The organism is Curtobacterium salicis, assembly GCF_011759505.1.
Taxonomy (GTDB): domain Bacteria; phylum Actinomycetota; class Actinomycetes; order Actinomycetales; family Microbacteriaceae; genus Curtobacterium; species Curtobacterium salicis.
Genome location: NZ_JAAOYO010000004.1, coordinates 315790 through 336710, shown reverse-complemented (window position 1 = coordinate 336710; position 20921 = coordinate 315790). Strand labels below are relative to the sequence as shown.

Annotated in this window: 31 protein-coding genes and 1 tRNA gene; 27 read left to right on the top strand and 5 right to left on the bottom strand. The window is 66.4% G+C overall.

Going from position 1 to position 20921, the window contains the following annotated elements; genetic code table 11:
* Positions 1–30: 30 nt before the first annotated feature.
* The 5 genes from E9228_RS13945 (at position 31) to E9228_RS13925 (ending at position 3433) form a co-directional block, all read left to right on the top strand.
* Positions 31–516 carry a hypothetical protein gene (locus E9228_RS13945; RefSeq protein WP_166781140.1) on the top strand — a complete coding sequence of 162 codons (486 nt, stop codon included), beginning with the start codon at positions 31–33 and terminating at the stop codon, positions 514–516.
* Positions 500–1078, top strand: a complete 579-nt coding sequence (locus tag E9228_RS13940) for a hypothetical protein (protein WP_166781139.1) — start codon at positions 500–502, stop codon at positions 1076–1078. Before E9228_RS13945 ends, E9228_RS13940 begins: the two co-directional genes overlap by 17 nt.
* A 28-nt stretch (positions 1079–1106) precedes the next feature.
* Positions 1107–1541, top strand: coding sequence for a hypothetical protein (locus tag E9228_RS13935; protein WP_166781138.1), 435 nt, complete (start codon positions 1107–1109; stop codon positions 1539–1541).
* A gap of 148 nt (positions 1542–1689) precedes the next feature.
* Positions 1690–2019, top strand: coding sequence for a hypothetical protein (locus tag E9228_RS13930; RefSeq protein WP_166781137.1), 330 nt, complete (start codon positions 1690–1692; stop codon positions 2017–2019).
* Between the two features lie 127 nt (positions 2020–2146).
* Positions 2147–3433, top strand: coding sequence for a tyrosine-type recombinase/integrase (locus tag E9228_RS13925; protein WP_289846000.1), 1287 nt, complete (start codon positions 2147–2149; stop codon positions 3431–3433).
* 40 nt (positions 3434–3473) lie between these two features.
* Here the strand turns inward: E9228_RS13925 and E9228_RS13920 are convergent, their stop codons facing one another.
* Complete coding sequence (locus tag E9228_RS13920; RefSeq protein WP_166781135.1) at positions 3474–4055, bottom strand: helix-turn-helix domain-containing protein; 582 nt, start codon at positions 4053–4055, stop codon at positions 3474–3476.
* An 88-nt stretch (positions 4056–4143) separates the two neighbouring features.
* Here E9228_RS13920 and E9228_RS13915 point away from each other — a divergent pair, with 88 nt between their 5' ends.
* The 9 genes from E9228_RS13915 to E9228_RS13880 all read left to right on the top strand — a co-directional run bounded on the left by E9228_RS13915 (position 4144) and on the right by E9228_RS13880 (position 9900).
* Complete coding sequence (locus tag E9228_RS13915; RefSeq protein ID WP_166781134.1) at positions 4144–4479, top strand: helix-turn-helix transcriptional regulator; 336 nt, start codon at positions 4144–4146, stop codon at positions 4477–4479.
* Between the two features lie 544 nt (positions 4480–5023).
* A complete protein-coding gene (locus E9228_RS13910; RefSeq protein WP_166781133.1) occupies positions 5024–5434 on the top strand; it encodes a hypothetical protein in 411 nt (136 codons plus the stop codon).
* On the top strand, positions 5431–5916 hold the full coding sequence (locus E9228_RS13905) for a helix-turn-helix domain-containing protein (RefSeq protein ID WP_166781132.1): 486 nt from the start codon (positions 5431–5433) through the stop codon (positions 5914–5916). The genes E9228_RS13910 and E9228_RS13905 overlap by 4 nt, the downstream gene beginning before the upstream one ends.
* Positions 5913–6287 (top strand): hypothetical protein, encoded by a 375-nt coding sequence (locus E9228_RS13900; RefSeq protein ID WP_166781131.1) that lies wholly within the window; start codon positions 5913–5915, stop codon positions 6285–6287. The genes E9228_RS13905 and E9228_RS13900 overlap by 4 nt, the downstream gene beginning before the upstream one ends.
* Before the next feature lie 3 nt (positions 6288–6290).
* Complete coding sequence (locus E9228_RS13895; RefSeq protein ID WP_166781130.1) at positions 6291–7052, top strand: helix-turn-helix domain-containing protein; 762 nt, start codon at positions 6291–6293, stop codon at positions 7050–7052.
* On the top strand, positions 7003–7341 hold the full coding sequence (locus tag E9228_RS13890; RefSeq protein ID WP_166781129.1) for a hypothetical protein: 339 nt from the start codon (positions 7003–7005) through the stop codon (positions 7339–7341). Before E9228_RS13895 ends, E9228_RS13890 begins: the two co-directional genes overlap by 50 nt.
* 41 nt (positions 7342–7382) lie before the next feature.
* Positions 7383–7505: a hypothetical protein gene (locus E9228_RS17405; RefSeq protein ID WP_289845999.1), complete on the top strand. Its 123-nt coding sequence runs from the start codon at positions 7383–7385 to the stop codon at positions 7503–7505.
* Positions 7492–9057 (top strand): AAA family ATPase, encoded by a 1566-nt coding sequence (locus tag E9228_RS13885; RefSeq protein WP_166781128.1) that lies wholly within the window; start codon positions 7492–7494, stop codon positions 9055–9057. Before E9228_RS17405 ends, E9228_RS13885 begins: the two co-directional genes overlap by 14 nt.
* Before the next feature lie 33 nt (positions 9058–9090).
* Positions 9091–9900: a hypothetical protein gene (locus E9228_RS13880; RefSeq protein ID WP_166781127.1), complete on the top strand. Its 810-nt coding sequence runs from the start codon at positions 9091–9093 to the stop codon at positions 9898–9900.
* Positions 9901–9950: 50 nt separating this feature from the next.
* On the opposite strand, the gene E9228_RS13875 is transcribed toward E9228_RS13880, so the two are convergent.
* Positions 9951–10439: a hypothetical protein gene (locus tag E9228_RS13875; protein ID WP_166781126.1), complete on the bottom strand. Its 489-nt coding sequence runs from the start codon at positions 10437–10439 to the stop codon at positions 9951–9953.
* Positions 10440–10611: 172 nt separating this feature from the next.
* The gene (locus E9228_RS13870) at positions 10612–10791 is read right to left on the bottom strand and encodes a hypothetical protein (RefSeq protein ID WP_166781125.1); all 180 of its coding nucleotides are present in this window, start codon (positions 10789–10791) and stop codon (positions 10612–10614) included.
* Positions 10792–10861: 70 nt separating this feature from the next.
* Here E9228_RS13870 and E9228_RS13865 point away from each other — a divergent pair.
* Positions 10862–10933, top strand: a tRNA-Arg gene (locus E9228_RS13865).
* Positions 10934–10935: 2 nt separating this feature from the next.
* Here the strand turns inward: E9228_RS13865 and E9228_RS13860 are convergent.
* Positions 10936–11298 (bottom strand): hypothetical protein, encoded by a 363-nt coding sequence (locus tag E9228_RS13860; RefSeq protein WP_166781124.1) that lies wholly within the window; start codon positions 11296–11298, stop codon positions 10936–10938.
* A gap of 92 nt (positions 11299–11390) precedes the next feature.
* Between E9228_RS13860 and E9228_RS13855 the strand changes: the two genes are divergently transcribed.
* Positions 11391–11561: a hypothetical protein gene (locus tag E9228_RS13855; RefSeq protein ID WP_166781123.1), complete on the top strand. Its 171-nt coding sequence runs from the start codon at positions 11391–11393 to the stop codon at positions 11559–11561.
* Positions 11562–12243: 682 nt separating this feature from the next.
* On the opposite strand, the gene E9228_RS13850 is transcribed toward E9228_RS13855, so the two are convergent.
* Positions 12244–12636, bottom strand: coding sequence for a hypothetical protein (locus E9228_RS13850; protein ID WP_166781122.1), 393 nt, complete (start codon positions 12634–12636; stop codon positions 12244–12246).
* A 92-nt stretch (positions 12637–12728) separates the two neighbouring features.
* Between E9228_RS13850 and E9228_RS13845 the strand changes: the two genes are divergently transcribed.
* The 11 genes from E9228_RS13845 to E9228_RS13795 all read left to right on the top strand — a co-directional run bounded on the left by E9228_RS13845 (position 12729) and on the right by E9228_RS13795 (position 20919).
* Entirely contained in the window at positions 12729–13226 is a 498-nt protein-coding gene (locus E9228_RS13845; RefSeq protein ID WP_482156225.1) for a phage terminase small subunit, read from the top strand.
* On the top strand, positions 13226–14881 hold the full coding sequence (locus E9228_RS13840; protein WP_166781120.1) for a terminase: 1656 nt from the start codon (positions 13226–13228) through the stop codon (positions 14879–14881). The genes E9228_RS13845 and E9228_RS13840 overlap by 1 nt, the downstream gene beginning before the upstream one ends.
* 10 nt (positions 14882–14891) lie before the next feature.
* Positions 14892–16232 (top strand): phage portal protein, encoded by a 1341-nt coding sequence (locus E9228_RS13835; RefSeq protein ID WP_166781119.1) that lies wholly within the window; start codon positions 14892–14894, stop codon positions 16230–16232.
* Positions 16213–17058: a VG15 protein gene (locus tag E9228_RS13830; protein ID WP_166781118.1), complete on the top strand. Its 846-nt coding sequence runs from the start codon at positions 16213–16215 to the stop codon at positions 17056–17058. The genes E9228_RS13835 and E9228_RS13830 overlap by 20 nt, the downstream gene beginning before the upstream one ends.
* Before the next feature lie 64 nt (positions 17059–17122).
* Complete coding sequence (locus E9228_RS13825) at positions 17123–17617, top strand: hypothetical protein (RefSeq protein ID WP_166781117.1); 495 nt, start codon at positions 17123–17125, stop codon at positions 17615–17617.
* Between the two features lie 59 nt (positions 17618–17676).
* Positions 17677–18660: a major capsid protein gene (locus E9228_RS13820; RefSeq protein WP_166781116.1), complete on the top strand. Its 984-nt coding sequence runs from the start codon at positions 17677–17679 to the stop codon at positions 18658–18660.
* A gap of 13 nt (positions 18661–18673) precedes the next feature.
* Entirely contained in the window at positions 18674–19243 is a 570-nt protein-coding gene (locus E9228_RS13815; protein ID WP_166781115.1) for a hypothetical protein, read from the top strand.
* The gene (locus tag E9228_RS13810; protein ID WP_166781114.1) at positions 19243–19581 is read left to right on the top strand and encodes a hypothetical protein; all 339 of its coding nucleotides are present in this window, start codon (positions 19243–19245) and stop codon (positions 19579–19581) included. Before E9228_RS13815 ends, E9228_RS13810 begins: the two co-directional genes overlap by 1 nt.
* Positions 19574–19828: a hypothetical protein gene (locus E9228_RS13805; protein WP_166781113.1), complete on the top strand. Its 255-nt coding sequence runs from the start codon at positions 19574–19576 to the stop codon at positions 19826–19828. Before E9228_RS13810 ends, E9228_RS13805 begins: the two co-directional genes overlap by 8 nt.
* Positions 19829–19836: 8 nt before the next feature.
* The gene (locus E9228_RS13800) at positions 19837–20247 is read left to right on the top strand and encodes a hypothetical protein (RefSeq protein ID WP_166781112.1); all 411 of its coding nucleotides are present in this window, start codon (positions 19837–19839) and stop codon (positions 20245–20247) included.
* Positions 20248–20358: 111 nt separating this feature from the next.
* On the top strand, positions 20359–20919 hold the full coding sequence (locus E9228_RS13795) for a phage tail tube protein (RefSeq protein ID WP_166781111.1): 561 nt from the start codon (positions 20359–20361) through the stop codon (positions 20917–20919).
* Positions 20920–20921: the final 2 nt, after the last annotated feature.

Here is a 20921-nt window from a genome sequence, read left to right as displayed (position 1 = left end):
AGCCCGTTCGTGTTGGGCAGGGTGCACCGTGTGTTCTACGGCGTCCGGGCGGACGGAACAAAACCCGCTGAGGAGTTCCTCGCTGATCTGCGGAGGGGCGACTGGCGTGACGACCCGGACCATGCAGCTTCGGCTGGCTGGCCGGACGAGGCGCAACCCGGCGACCGAGCCATGCTCGTCCAGATCATTCGAAACTTCGCCGATGACGGGAAACCGCGTCGAGCCGCACAGGTGAACGTCCTCGAAGAAGGCGTCTGGGAGTTCAAACGGGCAAGCAAGCGTGTCACATTTTGGGACACTGACGGCTCGGGTTCTTGCGTTACTCGCTCGAAGATCGACGATATCGAGAATGCACACCGAGGCCCAGACGACCCGATGTGGAAGTTCCCCGATTTTGAGCAGCAGCTACGCCTAGGGCACTGCTTCGGCAAAACCGGCGAACGCACGGACCCGCAAGACATCCAGGTCTCCATAGTAGTCAAGGAGGAGGACCTCAGCTATGACAGAGCAGCATGACGACCTGACATTCGTCGAACAGATCGAAGCTGACCCACGAGGGCGTGCGGAGCTTGCGGTCGCCGAGGCTCAATTGCGAATCGAAGAGCTCCTGCAGGAAGCAGTTGATGGGCTCGACAACATCAACCACTCTGCCGTTGCGGAGGCTTTGGGCGTGCCTGTAGACCGCGTCGTGAGGGTGCTAGAAGGAGACGACCCACTTCGGTTTGAGTCCTTCATTCGCTACTTAAGCGTCCTCGGCCGATCTGCACGGATCTCGCTGACTGCTGCTTCTGCTACAACCCTGCCCTCCCCTCCTGGCATCCTTGCGATCGATCACTTCGAGCAAATAGGTGCCTCGTCGCACGGCGTCAGCACCATCGAATGGGACCGCAGGGTTACGGACTTCGAGGTCGAAGCAATAGAACCTCCTCGCTACACCGGGACCTCGTGGAGCCTCGAAGGGATGCGCCACAGCGGCGAGCCCCGAGCCAGCCGCTTCATCAATACATACCGCCTCGGCGAAGCCGCTAAGGGGAAGCACGTTGGTACGTCGAGTCGGAAGGCCGAGATCCTTGGCTGAACACCAATTCAAGCTTGTGGATTTGTTCATGACCGAATACAGCGCTGCGCGCGGCCCTGCTATCTCAAGCAAGCGGCCTGTCGCACGTGTGAACCTGGCTATCTCAGAAGTGGACCGTACCCAGGAGGGAATTGCGGTCGTGGGCACGAAGGCCGAAGTTTCGGTTCGGGGCGAAGGTGACGATGAGGACGATGCTTACTGCAACGTCCTCAGCGAGTACGTCGTCACCATGGAATTGGACGCGCCCGACCCCCTGCCGGATGAATTGTCGGACGAACTTGGGCGATTCGCGATGGAGCACACTTTCGCTCGCCACAGGGAGCGAATCATGGAAGCTACAATGCGCATGGGCATTCCTCTATTGCGGCTTCCTCTTACGCTGGAGGAAGTAGAAGAACGCGCAAATGCGGTCATCACCACGCGCATTGAGGCCGACCCCAAGGAGACGATCGCAGGCAGCTAGGGCCAACGGTCCGAACCGTTGCAATACTCGAAGCCCCGCCGGATGCCGGCGGGGCTTTTTCATGCCCCCAGGACGTCACACGTTGCAGATTGGGAGCGGTTGCACAAGCGTCTCCCCCACAAGGGCTCAGCGTGCTAGACCTCAAGGCATGTCCGACTACAAGTCACGGGCCGCCCGATTCGCTCAGGCTGCCGAGACGAATCAACCAGGACTCGCGGCGATCGCCTACGCCCTGCTCGCCCTTGGCGATACTCGGGCAGATGCTGGCGAGTGGCACAAGCTCGATGACTACGACGATCTGCCGTTCCAGCTGGAGCAGGAGTACATCTTCGAGTACGCGGACGGCGAGCAGGCGAAGTGGCGCTTGAGCGCTGACAACCCGAGCAGTGTGCACACGTTCTACGCGCCGGCGGACTCGTCGCGTTGGATCGACCCGAACGATCTCGTCGATCAGTGCACGCGCTGGCGATGGGCATGACCGATAGAAGTGCCCCGCTGTCTCGCCGAAAGTGCGCCCCGTGACCGCTACCCGGAGGGCGACTACGCCCACCGCGTCACCGCGGAAGCTCTGGCAAGCAAGGGCGTAGAAGCGTTGACTGGTGGTCATGCGACGCACCAGGGGCACCGGGTCCATCTGCAGGGTGCCCGCCGATGAGAGCAAGCCGCTCCAGTATTGGCAGGTAGCGCTCGGGTTCCCAAGCGACGACGGGCGTCGGCACCGTCGGGTCGAACGGTCCCACGACTACGACACTGCGGTCCGCAAGCTCGCAATCCTCCGATTGCAGCGCGCCGAACTCACTCCCCCGCCGCCGATCCCACGCGATCTACCCGAGCCCCCGCCCCTGCTCCCAAGCGGCAGCCTGTCTGCGTGGCTGCGGTACTGGCTCCACGAAATTGTCGACCGAGACGTCCGACCTCGCACTGCCGAGAGCTACCGCAACTTCGTCCTCCGTTACGTTGATCCCTCGATTGGGTCGATGAAGCTGACCGACGTGCAACCGCCGCACGTTCGTGCGTTCCATCAGTACATGCGCGAGGCAGGCCTCGGCGAGTCGACCGTGCTGCAAGGCCACCGCGTCCTAGCGATCGCGTTGAAGCAAGCACATCGTGATGGGTACACCTACCGGGATGTCGCTGCCCTCACCAAAGCCCCTCGCAAGAACAAACCCAAGCTCCAAGTGCTTTCGCCTAGCGACGCCCGAGCAGTGCTGAACGCGTGCAAGGGTGACCGCCTCGAGTCCCGTTGGGCCGCCGCGATCTTCACAGGCGCGCGACAGGGCGAACTTCTCGGGGTCGAGCTCGACCGCGTGTCCGATGTGCTTGACCTGTCGTGGCAACTACAACGCCTCACCTGGTCGCATGGCTGCGCTGGTGCGTGCGGAAGTGCGCGCGGGACCGACTGCCCCGACCGCAAGCTCGTAGCCCCCGCCGACTACGAGTGCCGCCACCTGACCGGTGGCTTCTGGCTCACGCGGCCGAAGTCAGCAGCTGGCCACCGCCGAGTTCCACTCGTAGGCGAGCTCCGCTCTCTTGTCGAACTGCGCATCGAAGCTGCACGCCAAGAGCCGAATCCCCACGGCCTCTTGTGGACCGACGCCGCTGTTCGCAGAGGGGCAACCCAAGACCTCACGGGCAAGCCTGTCGACCCCTCAAAAGACAACAAGGCCTGGCACGCCCTTCTCGATTGCGCTGGCGTCGAGCAGGTGCGACTACACGATGCACGTCACCTTGCGGTCGATCTCCTCTATGCGGCCGGTGTGCCGGAGGTCGTCGCGATGGAACTCATCGGCCACTCCTCCGTGGCTATGACTCGGCGCTACCGCTCAGGTGCGGCGCAGTCGACGATGCAAGAAGCGATGGAGCGCGTGGCTCAGCAGTTAGTCACCGGCTGAAGCCGTAGCGAAGCTAGCTGACAGCCATGGCTGAGTGCCGCTAGTCCCGAGCTGGGAGCCGGATGCGGCCCGGCTCTCGAACGATGCTGGACGCCATGACAGTCAGCATTGTTCGTGCTGCCTCGACTTCTGGTCCCAGGAGTTCAACGAACCCACTCGGGCCGTCACGGAGCCAACGTGCCGTCAGCCATTCGATGTACGACACGAAGGAAGTAGGCGCATCAAGACCGTCACCCCCGAGTGCGGCGAGAACGTGAGGCGCTCGATCGATCAGCCAGGACATCTCCTCGAGCCCCTCAACAAACGCCCGCATCCCCTCCTCCGCCGCTGCAACGCCGTTCTCAACCATTTTGGACCTGATGGCAAAGATCTCTGCAGGGTCAGATGGTGCCTCGACGTCCGCGAGGGCGAAGCCAAGAGTGCTGGCGATCGTCGCTGCTTCGCTCAGCCGGAGCGCGCGAGTCCCCTTCTCTATACGGGAGATGGCCGACGCATCGAGGTGTAGCCCGAGCTGTTCGAGGTTGGCGGCCAAGTCCTTCTGACTCACCCGGAGCACGCGTCGGGTCTCATAGACCATCTGGCCGAACCTCTGCTCGAGGGTCTGCTCATCGCTGTTTTGCACAGTCACATCCTATTGCGAGATGCGCATGATCGTGTAGTGTTGTTCTCGCAAGGGGTTGCACAGCAGCAACCTCGCCGAAAGGGGCCGTATGCCTGTTACGAGATCCGCACTCGAGACTCCCCTCCTACGCCGATTGTTGACGCTTAACGAAACGGCCGAAGCGTTGCGCAAGAAGCCGTCGCAGCTTCGCTGGATGATCCAGCGGCGGACAGCACCCCCGCATGCGAAGATCGGCGGCCGCCTCATGTGGGACGCCGACCAGCTCGCAGCGTGGCTGGACACCCAGTTTTCTAGCCCTCGCTCTAACCAGTCCGTGGTGGGACTACCTGGCACCGCCGCGGCTGCTCAGGTCGACGCCTCGCCCCGCCCCGCGAAGAACGAACGGCTCGTCAGCGGAAGCCCTGCTGACCAGGTGCCCATTTGAACCCGCGAATCGAGTTCGCGCCTGCACTCTTCACCCGCGAACTGGCCGCGTATTACCTCAGCTGCTCGCTCCGCGACATCGATGAGCTCCGTGCGAAGGGTGAACTGATACCTGTCGGCGACACCAAGAGGGTCAAGTTCCGTAAGGAGGACCTCGACCGCCACGCAGCCAATCTCCCCGAGCGCTCCTAGCCGCTCCCCCTTCTTCCGAACCACGCGCCACACGGAGGGCGCTGGCCGGCGCGCCACGAAACGGCTCTGACGAGTACGCCGTCGCCGCATCCGCACCTTGAGAACTGAACAGCGTGAGCAACACCGCGAGGCGTAAACGGCACCCGTCGCTGGGCAACCCGTCGCCTCGCCCCGGCAAGACCGCCGTAGATGGCCCCGCGCGCCGGGGTGCCTGTACCGGGCCAAGCGATCACCACACGGCGGGAACCAAGCACTTCAACCGCATGGCACGAGCAATACGTCCTGCCTCGCACCAACAACGTCGAAGGCCGGTGCTGGAACACCGGCCTTCACTCTCCCGAAGGAGCAGAACCTTGACAACAAGCACCCTCCCACAGTCCACCGACACAAGCAAAGACATCGTCGCGAAGTACGGCACCGATGTTCTAGAACTCGCCATGACGTGGGTCAACAGCGGCGTCCGCCACCACACGAGCATCCCGCCGATCATCGGTGACAGATACGTGATGGTCCTCCGCCAGGAACCGCACAACGACCGCTTTCCCGACCGTCTCACGGCCGACCGCATCAACCCCGACCAGCTGGACCACCTCGGCCTCCACCCGGAATCCGGCCACCAGTGGGGATATGACGACGAAGACGACCCGGGCCGGTTCATGTTCACAGTCGTCGGCACCTACATCCTCGACGGCATCAAGCCAGACACGGCGACCCTCACCTTCACCGCCACGTTCCACCGCGAGCCGCAGGAGGCGACCGCATGAAGACCGCACCTCGTGGGACTGGAGCCCACCTCAAGACCCTCCGCACCACCAGCGGTGCCTCACAGCCCCTCGTCGCTGCGATGACTGGCACGTCGACCGCCTACCTCGCCAAAGTCGAGGACGGTTTGTTCGACCCGACCCGTAGCTACGTAGCGAAGGTGACGGAAGCCATCCTCCGCCTCATGAAGGACCGTCCGCGGCCATGCCCCGTTATGGGCTGCGACAACACGAAGCACATCGACCGCATGGACGGCATCACCGGAACTCCCGTCCACCACCACGCCGACGAGAGGCGCGGCGAGGGGTGGGTGCTCACCGTCGAGCGTTTCGACGGGCAGGACGCCGAGTGGGTCGTCTACGCCGAAGTGTCCGACGACACTGCGCTCGCTGCAAGCGCCTTCCTCGCCTTCACTGCCGCATACCGAGAGGCGTCCGCCTACGCGGCGACGCTCAACGGCAAGCCCGCAGTGGTGACGCGATGAGCGCCATCACGGGCCCGGCCTGGTCCCGTATCTCCGAACGCGCGACGACCACCATCGACGGCCGCGAGCGTGCGGTGATCGATCACTATGGCACCATCGCGCGCGTCCAGTTCCCCGGTGCTCCCTCACAGGGCAGCAGCGAGCTCCCCACTTTCGACGTCGATGTCAGCCGTACCGACGTAGTCGATGAGCACCACGAATCCGTCACGCACGTCGGCCCGTACCTCATCACCGTCTCGGCATCCGAGCCCTACGCCAACTCAACTCTCACGAGCATCAACGATCTCGAACAGTTCGGGGCCGCGATCCTCGCCGCCGCCCGACAGGTTCGGAAGTTCCTCGCGAACGAGGCCCGCAAGGAGGTGCTGTAGCCGATGGCTCACAAGGCAACCTCCTGGGCGTGGGAGCTCAAGCTCCCGGGAACGCGGAAGCTCGTCCTCCTCGCGCTCGCCGACATGGCCGACGAGTACAACTCCTGCTACCCCGGACAGGAACGTCTGGCCGAGATGACGAGCGTCGCCGTGAGCACCGTGCGGCGGGCGCTGAGCGAGCTCGAGCAGGACGGTCTGATTGTCCGCGCGCGTCGTGTGCGAGCAGACGGGACCCGCACCAGTGACCGCTACCGGTTGGCCCTCGGCGCACAACCGGTCAGATTGACTACAGGTCAATCTGATTCGCCCAACCGGTCAATCACGACGCGCTCAACCGGTCAGGATGACCGCGCTTATGAATCCTCCAGTAATGAATCACCAGAGGAATCACCAGATAAGCGCATCTACCCATCTGCGTTCGAGAACGCGTGGTCGCACTGGCCTCGGAAGAACGACAAGGCGCGAGCGCTGCAGCAGTGGCAGACCATCCGGAGGCAGCACCCCGACCTCGACCTGACGGCCGCGATCATCGCCCACGGGGATGCACATGTCGCCGCAGGAACTCCCTCGCGATACGTGCCATACCTCAAGACCTGGCTCAGCGGCAAGGGCTGGAACGACCCGCTCGCCGAAGCCCGGACCGACAACGCCCGGAAGACACCCGCGTACGCGAACAACCTCGACGTCGTCCGCTACTTCGAACAGGAGGAACAGCGTGAACAAGACCGAAGTCTCGAAGCTGCTCACAGTCGCTTCGGCAATTGACCACCGCACCATCGACCCGGCCATCGTCAACGCCTGGCACATGGTCGTCGGCGACGTCCCATTCGACGCCGCCGAGCGGGCACTCACCGCCCACCGGCGGAACCGGCCCGGGGTGTACCTCGAGCCCGGCCACATCATCGAGCAGTGGCGCATCGAGCGGGCGAAGGAGCGCGAGCTCCGCGGACCCCACCCGGCACCGCCGCTCGGGCAGCGGTGGGCGGTCGACTGCATCGAGCAGGACTACGAACTCGGCGCGGGGCCCTCCGCCGTCACGGATGTGTCCCTTTGACGACGCGACGTGATCTGCGCCGGCAGCGGGATGACGCGGTGATGCGAGCCGAGCATGCAGAGCGGGAGGCCGCCCGGCTGCACGAACTCAATGCACTGATGACCGGCACGTACACGTACGAGGAGTACGGCCGTGTCGGGAAGGAGACCGATGGGCAGGGTTAGCTTCGACCGCGTCATTGACGCCTTCCACAGCAAGGGGCTGCAGGTCTCGATGCGCGGCTCGGACGCCGCGGACGCGCAGGCCCCGGGGCACTCCGCCAAGGACCGGTCCGTGTCGATCAAAAGCATGGAAGGTCAGACGCTGATCTGGTCCCACTCGGACCCGACCGCCGACGTTCTCGCCGAGCTCGGCTTGACGATGCCGGACCTGTTCGACGAACCGAGGAAGGGCGTCGAGTACAAGTACCGCGACGGCCGAGTGGTGCATCGCTCACCGCTCAAGCAGTTCCGGCAGTCGGGGAACACGAAGGGCGTCGACCTGTACCGGGTCGAACGCGTCGGGAACGCAGACCCGGTCTGGTTCACGGAAGGCGAGAAGGACGTCCACGCGCTCGAGTCGATCGGACTCATCGCGGTCTGCGCCGCGATGGGGGCGGGCAAGGTCGGGATGTTCGACCTGACGCCACTGCACGGCCGCCGGGTCATCGTCGTCCGCGACATGGACGAGCCCGGCCTCAAGCACGCACTCCTCGTCCGCGACCTGCTGCAGGGCAAAGCGGCCGTCTCGATCGTCGAGCCGCGGGTCGGGAAGGACGCGGCCGACCACATCGCGGCCGGTCATGCCTGGCAGCAGTTCCGCGAGTACGTGCCACCAGCTCCCGAGACGGATCCGGATGGCGACCCGGGGCCGGACGAGGAACCGCCGCCTATCGATGCGATGTTCGAGGAGCAGGTCGCGTACGAGTTGATGCGCCTCGACGTGAAGGACGAGGTGCGCCGGCGACGGTCAGCGGTCGGAGCCGCGGTACTGCGGCCGATGACCCTGACGGAAGTCCTGGCCGTCGAGGACACACAGGACTGGCTCGTGCCGGGACTGCTCGAGCGGCGCGACCGTCTCGTGCTCACCGGCAGTGAGGGATCGGGGAAGAGCTACTTCACCCGGCAACTCGCAATCGCGGCGGCCGCCGGTGTGCATCCGTTCAACCACATGCAGCAGATCCAGCCCTGCCGAGTCCTCGCCATCGACGCGGAGAACAGCGTCGTGCAATGGTCCCGGAACGCGCGCTACGTCACCCGCATGGCGCGCACCTTCGGAACCGCGGACCCGGGAGAGCAAACGCTCGTATCCGCCGGCGTCCGCCTCGACCTCACCAGGCAAGCCGACGTCGACCAGGTGCACCGTCTCCTCGACCAGCACCAGCCCGACGTCCTCCTCATCGGGCCGCTCTACAAGCTCGTCAGCCAGGCCATCAACAGCGACGACGACGCAGCCCTGCTCATCGTCGCCCTCGACAGCTTCCGCGAGCGCGGCGTCGCGATGCTCATGGAGGCCCACGCCGGCCACGGCAAGTCTCTCGGTGGCGAGCGCGACCTCCGCCCTCGAGGGTCCGCCGCACTCCTCGGCTGGCCCGAGTTCGGTCTCGGTCTCCGCGCACTCGAGGACGACCCATCCATGGTCGCCGTCGTTCGCTGGCGCGGAGATCGAGACGAACGCAACTGGCCCACCCACCTCCGCCGCGGAATCCAGGGCGAAATGCCCTGGATGCCCGCCTAACCAATCGACACAGACCACCATGAAGGAGCCACCGTGACGGACATCACCACAAAATACGAGAACGCGCGGGACGCGCTGCGGCAGGCAGCCGACCTGATCGAACACATGGTCGCGCTCATCCCGATCAAGACGAAGCCAGGCGCAGACGACACCGTCCGATCGAAGCGCGTCGAACCCCCGCTGCCGTTCAATGAGGGAGCGTTCAACGACGCGAACGAGATCTACGGCCTGCTCGTCCGAGCGACGATGTTCTGGGGCGGGACGCTCAAGGTGCAGGCCCCTGGGCCGGCGAAGCGGGCGTGGCGTGCGCGGTCTGGCACCGTCGTCGGGCTCCCACTCGCCTCGTCACCTGCGGACGCCCGCTACGACGTGTCGATGATGTCGAAGTGGCTGCTCATTCACCTCGAGGAGATCTTCCGCCGACAGCCCGACGACGTCGACTACTTCACCGCCGAGCTCAACGAGATTCACCAGGCAGCCGCGCGCTACCCGGTGAACGCGACCCCGCACTGGTCGAACCTCAGCTGCCGCGTCGGTGGGTGCAGCGGCCGGGTGGCGCTGTACCCGTTCACCGAGGTGAAGACCTGGACGGAGAAGGGCAAGCAGGTGTTCCTCCCGCCTGAGGGCGCACGTGTCCTCTGCGTCGAGTGCTCGGACCAGTGGACGCAGGACGAGTACACCGACGAGATCCACCGCCGGCTGCTCGCAGCGAAGGAGCAGCAGAAGGCTGAGAAGGTCCAGGCCAGGCTGATGAAGAAGTACCGCACGCCGACCGGGTTCCCCCTGTTCGAGGGCACGGTCGCTGGCAAGGTCCGACACGCATCAACTCATGAGCCCGACTGAACGAGGGGCACCCCGCGGAGCAGGGTCGTCCGCGGGGTGCCCCTCGTCGATCACGGCGTAGTTGCCTCCGGCGAATGCTGAACGATCCAGTCGCCGCGAGTCTTTTTCGTCCCGTTGCGCACCCACACACCGCCCAGGATGAACAGGAGCGCTAGGAGCGCGAGCACGATGATGTTGTACCAGGGGTTCGACTCGGAACCATCTTTCGAAGGCTCAGGGAAGAGGACTGGCACCAGCAGCAGGTAGAGGGAGATGTACCCGACGAAGGCGCAAAGCCACCCGATGGCTTGCGCGATCCAGGCCACGACCACCTGGAAGCCACTACGCGGCCCTCGCTGCCTGTAGTCCATGCTCCTTGCGTGGTCCAGGACCATACCGAGCACGATCTTCTGCTCGTCCGAATCCTTCTCGAGCTTCGTCATCACGTCGACAAGGCGTTCCATCCGACGCATGCGTCCCCGGCCCACGATCCCACTCGCCGCCGCGGATATTGCCGCGAGTACCACACCGCCGATGGCGGCCGTTCCATCCAAGTCCATCTGTCCCCCTAGGTTCCTCGGGAGCTATCGGCGGCCCATCCCGGTCTGTCAGTTACAACTTGCCGTTACTGACTTGACAAACCCAGGCACTGATGGCGTTATACTTTTCGTGACACCGCATGCCCGCTAGGAGATTCCCCGGCGGGCATGCTGCGTTAGTGATCGTCAGGATCTACTTCTTGATGACGACCGCGCCCGGCTGGTTCCCACCCAAGACGTAGCGATAGGCCAGCGCGAGGTCTTGGATCTGCTGAGTCGGCCACCCATCCTCGATCGCCTTGTCGATCTGAGCCAAGAGCTTGATTTCGGTGTCGTAAGCCTTCGCCTGAACCTTGAAGCCATCAGCAGCCATGAGTAACGCCTTTCGTTAGAGGGATGGGCTGCATCATCTCCTCCACCGCCGACAACTTGTCGGGCACCACGCGCCCCTAGCTCAGCGGAAGAGCAACGAGCTTCTACCTCGATGGTCGGCAGTTCGAATCTGCCGGGGCGCTCTCTACTCAGACAGCCACAGTTCAATGGAGACGTCCTCGAACGGCACCTGCGCTGGTATCTCGGTTCGCAGCTGAAGCCACAGCGGGATGACGTCCCCGTCGTAGAACGTCACGCCATCCGAGCTCATTCGGCGTTTCCCCATCGACTGGAACTCGAGTCGCATCTGGAATCCGACCGCCCCAGACGGGGCTTGGACCTGGACGCCTGACGGATCGAGCATCAGGTCGAAGCCTAGGTAGCTCTCCAAGCCACTCTTCACCGTTGTCTGCTTGACGGCGATGATCTGAGGTCCTTCGTCCGGCGAGATTACGCGGGCCTCGAAGGATTCCCCGTCGAGGCTCTCCGCAGCGAGAGTCGTGATCACCTTACGAGCCTAGCCGTGTGTTGCGCTGGAGACGTCTGAGCAGTGCTGACTTCATCCTTGAACCACTCAAGCCGACGACATGGAAGCTGGCCGTGAACCTCAGTGACCTCCGCGCACTACTCATCGCGCACGCCTACGAGCCCACCACCAAACTCGACCGCATCGACATCAAGCGTGCATTCGGTGAAGTGACCGGAGTCGACGTGATGTTCACGGACGGCACCGTCGCATTCCTCGCGGCCGAGCAGCCCACCCGGGAGTAGGCCCGACCATGACCGCCGGGGCCCCCGTTGCACCCGGATACCCGGACCCCCTGCAAGCCGGAGTCCCCACCCGGCTACCCGTCCCACGCTTCCCAGACCCTGACTGCGCGCACCGCACCAGGGTGAACAGCCGCACCTCGCTCGAGCCCATCGGCTACGACGGCGAGGGTGCGCCGCTGTACGCATGGCAGGTCGACGACGAGCGCTGATGGCAGGAGCACGACGTGGGTGAGCAGTGGTCAGGCAGCACGCGCAAGCAACGACTGCCGCGCGACTGGGACGAACGACGCGACACAGTGCGCGACCGAGCCGGCGGACGATGCCAAGCGACGATGCGCGACGGCACACGATGCGTCGAGGTCGGCACGGACTGCGACCACATCGTGCACGGCGACAACCACGCACTCTCGAACCTTCAATGGTTGTGCTCATGGCATCACGACAAGAAGACCGCACGCGAAGCACTCGAAGCACGACGCTTCACCCGCGTCCCGTCGGCCCGTAAGCCCCGCGAGAAGCACCCCGGACTCAGGTAGACACCCGAACCATCAACGAGCCGCACGCGAGTGCACAGCACCACCCCCACCACCCCCTCCCCCGGGGGCGCGTCCGGTCGTAGAGGTGCTGTGGCTCCAGCCCTGTACGGGTCTGGAGATCTCAACTCCTGACGCAAACTCGCAGATCAGGCGAGAGTGATGGAACGGCCAACTCCAGCTACGCGGTGGACGGGCGTTTTGTCCGTCACCGTATAGGTCGTGCCCGACCGGGGGTGCTCAAGACCGCTGGCTCCCATGACGAGATCACCGATGAAAGCGCCCTCCGCGACCAGGATGTCCCCGTCGTTGTGGGCGATCCCGCCATCCAGTCGCCCGCGTATCACGGCTTCACCGCCGAGATCCACGGAGAGCGCGCCTGCCTCCACGCCCCCGAGGTAAAGACGCCCGCCTTCGCGAACATGCACAGAGCCATGAGCGGTCCCGAGCAAGGTCAACTGCTGCCCGCCCTCGACAATGAGATTCTCCTGCTCGACACCGGTGATGGTCCGGTACTCGTTGATGTCGCTGTCATCGACCACGGTCGTACTCCTTTGTCGGGACGTGATTGTCGTTCACCTTCCTACCGCTTTGCAGAAGGCACCGCCACCCTGAGTGTTCCGGGCCGGTGTTGATGCCGTCGATCGGAAAGAGGTGCGTCATGTCTGGACGAGGACCCGCACCGAAGGATTCGAGCAAGCGCGCTCGGCGTAACGCAGAGCCGGCTGTCGTTCGGATCCTGCCGCGCGCTGTCGTGCCGCAGCCCGAGCTGCCGACTATCTCCGTCGAGGAGGACGGCGGTCTCCGCGAGTTCCGGTGGCCGGCCATCACCCGCGAGTGGTGGGACATGTGGGCGACGTCGCCCCTCTCGCTCGACTTCACCGCGACCGACTGGTCGGAGCTGCGCGACACCGCGCTCATACACGCGCGCTACTGGAACGGCGACATCAAGCTCGCCGCCGAGCTCCGGCTCCGCACGGCGAAGTTCGGCGCGACCCCGGAGGACCGCGCGCGGCTTCGGATCACATTCGCGCAGGCCGAGGAGGCGGAGACGAAGACCACGGCCCGCCGCACGAGCTCACGTGACCGCTTCGGCGGCATCGCACTACCCCCGGAAGCGACGGCGGACTGATGCCGTGGCGACCGCTCGATGGCGAGACGTTCCCGACGCTCGGCTTCCATGTCGCCGACCAGATGGCCGAGTACTTGGAGTACTTCGTCACGCGCGAGCAGCTTGAGTTCCTGATTCGTCTCTACGAGATCGACCCGCTCACCTGCAAGCGCATCAAGACGCGCGCCATCATCCAGCGCCCCCGAGGCTGGGGCAAGTCCCCGAACCTCGGCGCGATCGGTATCAGCGAAGCGCTGTTCGAGGTCGTGCCCGACGGCTGGGACGCCGACGGTCAGCCGGTCGCCCGGCCCTGGTCTGACCTCAAGACGATCATCAACGTCCCGGTCACTGCGACCTCGGACGACCAGGTGCAGAACACGTGGGCACCGATGCTCGAGATGGCCCGCCTCGACGCGCTCGTGAACGAGTTCGACGTCGACCCGATGGACACGTTCATCGGGATCCCCGGCGGCAAGATCGAGCCGCGCACCTCGTCCGGTCGGTCCATCAAGGGCCTCCCCGGCCAGGTCGCCGCGATCATGGACCAGACCGAAGAGTGGGTGAAGGGCAACGGCGGTCTCCGCCTCGCGCAGAACATCCGCAACAACTCGACGAAGGCGTCCGGGATCACGATCGAGTCCCCGAACGCGTTCACCCCGGGTGAGAACTCGGTCGCCGAGGCGTCCGCGCGCGACTGGGACCTGATCGAGTCCGGGAAGTACCCCGACCTCGCTGCCGCGCGGCAGATCCTGTACGACCACCGCGAAGCGCCGGCCGACACGGACCCGGCGGACCGCGAGTCCCTGATCGCCGGCCTCCGGTACGCGTACGGGGACAGTTCGGACCACCCCGACGGCTGCGTCATCCACGAGCCGCCGTGCGAGCCCGGGTGGGCCCCGATCGAGCGGCAGGCGCTGGCGTTCCTCGACACCTCGAACGACCCGCAGGTGCTCCGCGCCGACTTCCTCAACCAGATCACCCACGCGACGAACTCGTTCGTCTCGCAGCCCGAGCTCCGCGCGATCCAGGATCTCGAGAAGGTCATCTCGAAAACCGAGCCCGTGACCCTCGGCTTCGACGGCTCGGAGGGACGCAAGCCCGGCAAGGGCACCGCCGACTCGACGGTCCTGATCGGCTACTCCGTCACGCAGAAGCACCTCTTCCAGATCGGCGTGTGGGAGCAGCCCGACGGGCCGAAGGGCGAGGGCTGGCGTCCGCCCGTCCTCGAGATCGAGGCGGCCGTCCGGCAGGCGTTCAAGGACTACAACGTCGTCGGGTTCTACGCGGACCCGTCCGCGGGCTGGGCCGGGCACGTGAAGACGTGGGAGGCCGAGTACGCGAAGCGGTTCAAGGTCCGGATGTCCCGCGACGAGCCCATCCGATGGCGACAGAAGGACCTCGCCCGGACGACGGGCACGTTCGACCAACTCGAGTCGGCGATCTCCGCCGGCAAGGAGTCGATCACCTACGACGGCTCGCCCGAGCTCACCTCCCACTTCATCAACGCACGCCGCGACCGCCGCCGGTCCGGGTACGTGCTGATGAAGCCGGAACACGACCCGGACGGTTCGAAGATCGACGCCGCCTGGGGCGCGATGTTCGCCTACGCGGCAGGCATCGACGCGCTCGGCGCGAAGCTCACGAAGAAGAAGACCGCCGCCCGCCGCATCTACTGAGAGGGGTCCTGTGGCTACCACACCCGCCGAATGGCTCCCGATCCTGGCGAAGCGTCTCGACGCCCGCCAGAAGCGCATCGCGAAGAACCGGTCGTACGCCAACGGGAACGCGCCCCTGCCCGAGATGGGCAAGAACACGAGGGCGACGTGGGTCGCCTTCCAGAAGAAAGCCCGCACGAACTACGGCGGCCTCACCTGCGAGTCGCTGGGCGGCCGCATGGTGCCGAACGGGGTCCGGGTCGGGACGTCGATGACCAGCCCGGGCGTCCTCGCTGCGCGCCGCGTCTGGCGCGACAACCGCCTCGACGTCGTCTTCGCGGACGCGATCTCGAACATGCTGACCACGAGCGTCGGCTACCTCATCACCGGTGTCCGCAACGGCGCTCCGATCATCACCTCCGAGATGCCCGAGCAGGTCATCACCGCCCCCGACCCGACGCAGCCCTGGCGTGCCCGCGCGGCCCTCAAGGCATGGCGCGACCCGGACACCGGCCTCGACCACGCGCTCGTGTGGCTGCCCGGCATCCGCCAGCAGTTCGTCCGCAACTCCACGAACGAGAACGGCACGCCGCGTCCCCTGGTGGACGGGGACTGGGACGAGCTCGGTCCCGCCGAGACGTACGCCGGCGGCGTGCCGGTGTTCGTCCTCGAGAACAAGGACAGCGTCGCCGAGTTCGAGACGCACACCGACGTCATCGACCGAGCGAATCTCGGCAAGCTGCAGCGCCTCGTCGTCACGGCGATGCAAGCGTTCAAGCAGCGAGCCATGAAGGGCGGACTGCCCGCCGAGGACGAAGACGGCAACTCGATCGACTGGGCGAAGATCCTCGAGCCCGCCCCCGGCGCGCTCTGGGACCTGCCCGAGGGCATCGACGTGTGGGAGTCCGAGCAGACCGACATCCGTCCGCTGCTCGAGGGTGAGAAGGCTGACGCCCGCGACTTCGCCGGCGTCACCCGCACCCCGATCTCGGTCTTCATCCCCTCGGGCGAGAACCAGTCCGCGGAGGGCGCGGCGAACGCGAAGGAGGGCGAGATCCAGAAGGCGAAGGACCGCATCGCGCGCGCCACCGCGCCGATGGAGGGCTCGATCCTCGACGCTCTCCGCGCGCTCGGCATCGACGACGGCGAGACGGTCGAACTGCTGTGGCTGCCGCCAGAGCACGTCTCCTTCACGGAGAAGACGCTGGCCGCGAAGCAGGCGAAGGACGCCGGCATGTCGGCCCGGTGGATCAAGCAGAACATCATGGGCATGTCGCCGGACGAGATCGCGCAGGACGAAGCTGACGCCGCCACCGACCAGCTGCTCGCCGCAACCCTGATCGGAGCAGCCGGTGGCGCTGGCAACGCTTGACCAGCTGACCGCGGCCCACCAGACGACGACGAAGCAGATCCGAGACCGGACCCTCGCGCTCACCGCCGCCCGGTGGGACGCGTCGCCGTCGTACCGCGACGCCGACATCGACCGGCTGATCTCGCAGATCCTCCCGCAGGTGCAGGCCGGCCAGATCGCCACCGCGACGCTGACCAACGCCTACATCGGGCAGGCGGCCCTTGCCGCCGGCACCAGCGCCGGTGCGACGGTCGACCGTGACGCGATCCTCGGCTACCGGGGCACCCCCTCGGCCGACGTCTACCGCCGCGGCGCGGTCACCCTGTACACGGCGCTCTCGAACGGTTCTCCGTTCGACGCGGCCGTGGCGTACGGGCTCGACCGGTTGATCAGCATCGTCTCGACCGAACTGCAGCAGGCGAAGAACCGGCAGGCGCAGCGCGCGCTCGAGCAGTCAGGGTTCTACGGCTACCGCCGGGTCCTGACCGGCCTCGAGAACTGCGCCCTGTGCGCGATCGCTTCGACGCAGAAGTACTCCAAGTCGACGCTCATGCCCATCCACCCGGGCTGCGACTGCGGCGTGCAGCCCGTCAAGGAGGCCGACGGGCCGGCCACGATCCTCGACCCCGACCTGCTCGAGCGCACCCATGCGCTCATCGACCAGAAGCTCGGCGGCACCGACCGCGGCGCGCGAGACCTCGGCCTCGGCAAGACGTCCGCCGCCGGCAAGCCGCTCAGCGACTTCACGGACCTCGTCGTCGTCAACGACCACGGCGAGCTCGGCCCCACCCTCGCGTGGCGGTCCGACAAGTTCACCAGCGCCGCGGACATCGCAGCGCTCAACTGACTTCCCCGCACCCGCGGGGAGTGACCGAAACGGTCAAACCACCCACCCGAAACGGGAGATACCGATGCCAGAACCCGAGAAGCCCGACGAGACCCAGCCCGGCGAAACGCCGGAGCAGAAGGCGCTCCGAGAGGCACTTGCCGACGCCGAGAAGTGGAAGGCCCTTTCCCGCAAGAACGAGGAGCAGGCCAAGTCGAACGCCGACAAGGCGAAGAAGTTCGACGAGCACGAAGAAGCGACGAAGTCGGAGCTCGAGAAGTTGCAGGCGCGCGCCGAGGCGGCGGAGAAGGTCAACGCGGAACGCGAGGCCAAGGAAGCCGCTGCGAAGCTCCGCGACGAGGTGGCCGAGGAGAAGAAGTTCGCCGATCGGAAGATCAGCGCATCCGCTCTCCGCGGTTCGACTCGCGAAGAGCTCGAGGCACACGCCGACGAACTGCTCGCACTCGTCCCGGCCCCGCCCGCCGCGCCGTCCGCTGACGGCCAGGGCAGCACCGGGAAGCCGATCGGTGAAGGCGAGATGTCGGTCGACGACGTCGTGGCGGCAGCAACCGCCAGGTAACCCCCGCTGGCGTTCGCCACGAACCCCAAGCGGCCACAACACACAACCAAGGAGGAACCGTGGCGGACAACAACATCTTCAACAAGGGCACGAAGCTCGCGGCAACCGCGCTGGCTCTGCTCCGGAAGACCATCAAGGCCCCCGGGCTCTTCACCACGAAACTCGGCGTCGCGGACTTCCGCGGCGCGGAGGGCGACACCGTCGGCATCAAGCGCCCGGCCGTGCTCGTCGCCCGTGAGAAGGAGTGGCGCGGCGACGACGCGATCGTCATCGACCGACTCGTCAACACCAAGATCCAGGTCACCCTGGACCGGCACATCTACAGCGCCGTCGCGCTCTCCCCGGAAGAGGAGACGCTGGACGAGGTCGACTACGTCCGCGACGTCCAGTCCCCGCAGGTCGCCGCGGTCGGCGACGCCGTCGCCGCCGTGGTCGTCTCGACGCTCACGGGCGCGACGTTCGTCAACTCGGTGAAGTTCAACCCGAACTCCGCCGACCCGGTCGAGTCCGACCCGCGCAAGGTCGCGATCCGCGCCCGGAAGCTGTTCCAGAAGGCGCACGTCCCGGTCACCGGCCGGTACTGGCTCGTCGGTGCGGACGTCTCCGAGGCGATCGCATCGACCGAGAAGCTGCTCGACGTCGACACCTCGGGGCTGCCCGAGGCGCTGCGCGAGGGCGTCGTCGGCCGGCTCGGCGGGTTCACCATCGTCGAGATGGACGAGCTCGACCCGACCGCGTCGTACTTCGTGCACGAGTCGGCGATCGCCTGGGTCGTCGTGGCCCCGGTGGTCCCGAACGGTGTCGCCAAGGGCGGCGGTGTCGCGGCCGGCAACGGCCTCGCCGTGACGCAGCTGTGGGACTACGACAGCGACCACCTCCGGGACCGGTCGATCGTCCACGCCTTCGCTGGCGGCTCCGTCGTCACGGACCCGAAGACGAACGCGGACGGCTCGCTCGTCCTCGACGCGAACGACAAGCCGACGCTGCAGTTCGTCCGCGCGATCAAGGTCACGTTCAGCACCACCGCCCCCGCGGCGTCCTGAGAGGAGTGAGGTCATGGCCGACAACGCACTGGCGAAGTCCACCGACGTCTCCGACGCCCTCGGCCGTGACCTCACCCCCTCCGAGACGAAGCAGGCACCCGGGCACCTCCTCAAGGTGTCCGAGCTCTTCCGCCTCGCAGCCCGCCAGCAGTTCACCCGGGGCCGGTCCACCAACCGGCTCCGGGTGACCGCCGGCGCGGTCACGCTGCCCCAGCGGCCCGTGCAGAGCATCGTGAGCGTCGACGGCGAGCCCGGCGACCGCTTCACCTTCCTCGGGCAGCGCCTCGAGGTCCCGGCGCAGACCGGCACCTTCGTCGTGGTCGACTACGAGCACGGCTATGACGAGATCCCCGACCTCGTCCGCCTCACGGTCGCAGGCATCGTCGCGCAGCTGCTCGAGGCCGACCCCCGGGCCCGCGCCGGCGTCACCCAGCGCGGCGAGACCCGCGGCCCGTTCAGCGTCCAGGAGACGTACGCATCGTGGGCGCAGGGCGCGTCCCCGCGGCTCGCTCCCGACGACCTCCGGACCGCGCAGTCGTACCGGGTGACGTCCTACGGCCTGATCGTGCAGGGCGGGTACTGATGACCGGCGAGACCGTCACCTGGCACCACCGCACCGACACCGGCAAGCGCGACCGCTACAACAAGCCCATCCTCGAGGACGCGGACGACGACCTCGACGGCGTCCTCGTCGCCCCGAACCTCGGCGACGAGGTCACAGGCACCGCCGAGGACACAGCCAACACCCGCATCACCCTCTACCTACCAACCCCGATCGGTGTCGCCGCCGCCGACGAGATCACCGTCCGCGGCATCCGCTACCGGGTCCTCGGCAACGAGGCGGACTGGTCGGCCGGGCTCTCTGGCTGGAACCCCGGGGCGGTCGTGCAGCTGTCCCGATCGGAGTCCGTCAGTGCCTAAGTCCCGGGTCGTCCTCAACCGCCGCGGTTTCGGCGCGGTCCTCGCATCCAAGGGCATCGAGGACCAGCTGCGCCCCCTCGCCGACGACATCGCCGCCCAGATCCCCGGCGCGACCGTCACCGCGATCCGCACCGGCGTCGGCACCTCGAACTCCCGCGTCCGCCTGCGCATCGAGGCCGAGGTGTGGGAGCGCGCCCGCCTCGTCGCCGCCATGCGGGCGGTCCTCAGCAACGCCCAGCCCCGCTAGGAGGCCCCGTGCACGGCATCGTCTACGGCGACTACCTCGCTCACCTCATCGGACGCCTCGACGAACTGCTGCAGACCCGCACCGAGGCGTACGCCGCCGGGGTCGACGTCTCCAACCGGCAGCCTGCCAAGAGCCGCCGATCCGTCGTCCTCACCACCAGCCCCGGCGGCGGCACCGGCAACACGCTCCGCACCTCCTACGTCACCGTCGACGTCGTCACCGACGACGAGGGCACCACGGTCGACCTCACGAACCTCGTCCTCGCGCTCGTCGCCTCCCGCGGGCCGGGCGGCATGGTCGACGGCCGGCCCATCACCCACCTCGAGGTGAACGGCGGCCCGAACCCCGACCCCGCGCCGGACGGCTTCTACAAGCAGACCGCCGAGCTCGAACTGCAGCACCGCGGCCGCAGCCTCTGAGCCGCCCACACCCGAAGCCCTGCCGACCGGCGGGGCTTCTCGCATTCCTCCCGCCGAGCAGGGACCCCGGGGCACACGCCCACCACACCACAACTGGAAGGAAGGGCCCACGTGTCCCTCGAAGCAGAGAACGTCCGCGTAGCGGTCACGGGCGCGGTGTACAGCGCCCCGAAGACCGTCACGCGGCCCAGCAGCGCGACCAGCGCCCTCACCGGCTACATCGACCACGGCTACATCGGCGATGGCGGCGTCACCGAGACCCGCGACCGATCGACGAACCAGATCCGCGCCTGGCAGAACGGTGCCCTCGTCCGCGAGGTCGTCACCGAGTCCTCGATGAAGTACCAGTTCATCCTCCTCGAGACCAAGAAGGAGAACATCGAGCTCTACTACGGCGGGAAGGTCGCAGCCAACGGCTCGATCAAGATCAACCCGTCGAAGACCGGCGGCCGTCGCATGTTCGCCGTCGACATCATCGACGAGGACGACCTGATCCGCGTCGACATCCCGGACGGCGAGATCACCGAGGTCGGCGACCAGGTCTACGCCAACGGCGAGGCCATCGGCTACGAGGTCACCGTCCAGAGCTACGAGATCACCGACGACGAGACCGGTGAGACCTACTCGGCCGTCAAGTGGTACGGGTCCCTCGACACCACCGCGGGGGCCTGATC

Excerpts from the sequence above, each read along its gene's own strand:
- E9228_RS13900 (WP_166781131.1), top strand. The coding sequence starts at position 5,913 with ATGAGCGCCATCACGGGCCCGGCCTGGTCCCGTATCTCCGAACGCGCG.
- E9228_RS13925 (WP_289846000.1), top strand. The coding sequence starts at position 2,147 with ATGCGACGCACCAGGGGCACCGGGTCCATCTGCAGGGTGCCCGCCGAT.
- E9228_RS13845 (WP_482156225.1), top strand. The coding sequence starts at position 12,729 with ATGCCGTCGATCGGAAAGAGGTGCGTCATGTCTGGACGAGGACCCGCA.
- E9228_RS13810 (WP_166781114.1), top strand. The coding sequence starts at position 19,243 with ATGACCGGCGAGACCGTCACCTGGCACCACCGCACCGACACCGGCAAG.
- E9228_RS13875 (WP_166781126.1), bottom strand. The coding sequence starts at position 10,439 with ATGGACTTGGATGGAACGGCCGCCATCGGCGGTGTGGTACTCGCGGCA.
- E9228_RS13930 (WP_166781137.1), top strand. The coding sequence starts at position 1,690 with ATGTCCGACTACAAGTCACGGGCCGCCCGATTCGCTCAGGCTGCCGAG.
- E9228_RS13870 (WP_166781125.1), bottom strand. The coding sequence starts at position 10,791 with ATGGCTGCTGATGGCTTCAAGGTTCAGGCGAAGGCTTACGACACCGAA.
- E9228_RS17405 (WP_289845999.1), top strand. The coding sequence starts at position 7,383 with ATGCGAGCCGAGCATGCAGAGCGGGAGGCCGCCCGGCTGCACGAACTC.
- E9228_RS13825 (WP_166781117.1), top strand. The coding sequence starts at position 17,123 with ATGCCAGAACCCGAGAAGCCCGACGAGACCCAGCCCGGCGAAACGCCG.
- E9228_RS13935 (WP_166781138.1), top strand. The coding sequence starts at position 1,107 with ATGACCGAATACAGCGCTGCGCGCGGCCCTGCTATCTCAAGCAAGCGG.
- E9228_RS13895 (WP_166781130.1), top strand. The coding sequence starts at position 6,291 with ATGGCTCACAAGGCAACCTCCTGGGCGTGGGAGCTCAAGCTCCCGGGA.
- E9228_RS13905 (WP_166781132.1), top strand. The coding sequence starts at position 5,431 with ATGAAGACCGCACCTCGTGGGACTGGAGCCCACCTCAAGACCCTCCGC.
- E9228_RS13915 (WP_166781134.1), top strand. The coding sequence starts at position 4,144 with ATGCCTGTTACGAGATCCGCACTCGAGACTCCCCTCCTACGCCGATTG.
- E9228_RS13885 (WP_166781128.1), top strand. The coding sequence starts at position 7,492 with ATGGGCAGGGTTAGCTTCGACCGCGTCATTGACGCCTTCCACAGCAAG.
- E9228_RS13815 (WP_166781115.1), top strand. The coding sequence starts at position 18,674 with ATGGCCGACAACGCACTGGCGAAGTCCACCGACGTCTCCGACGCCCTC.
- E9228_RS13840 (WP_166781120.1), top strand. The coding sequence starts at position 13,226 with ATGCCGTGGCGACCGCTCGATGGCGAGACGTTCCCGACGCTCGGCTTC.
- E9228_RS13940 (WP_166781139.1), top strand. The coding sequence starts at position 500 with ATGACAGAGCAGCATGACGACCTGACATTCGTCGAACAGATCGAAGCT.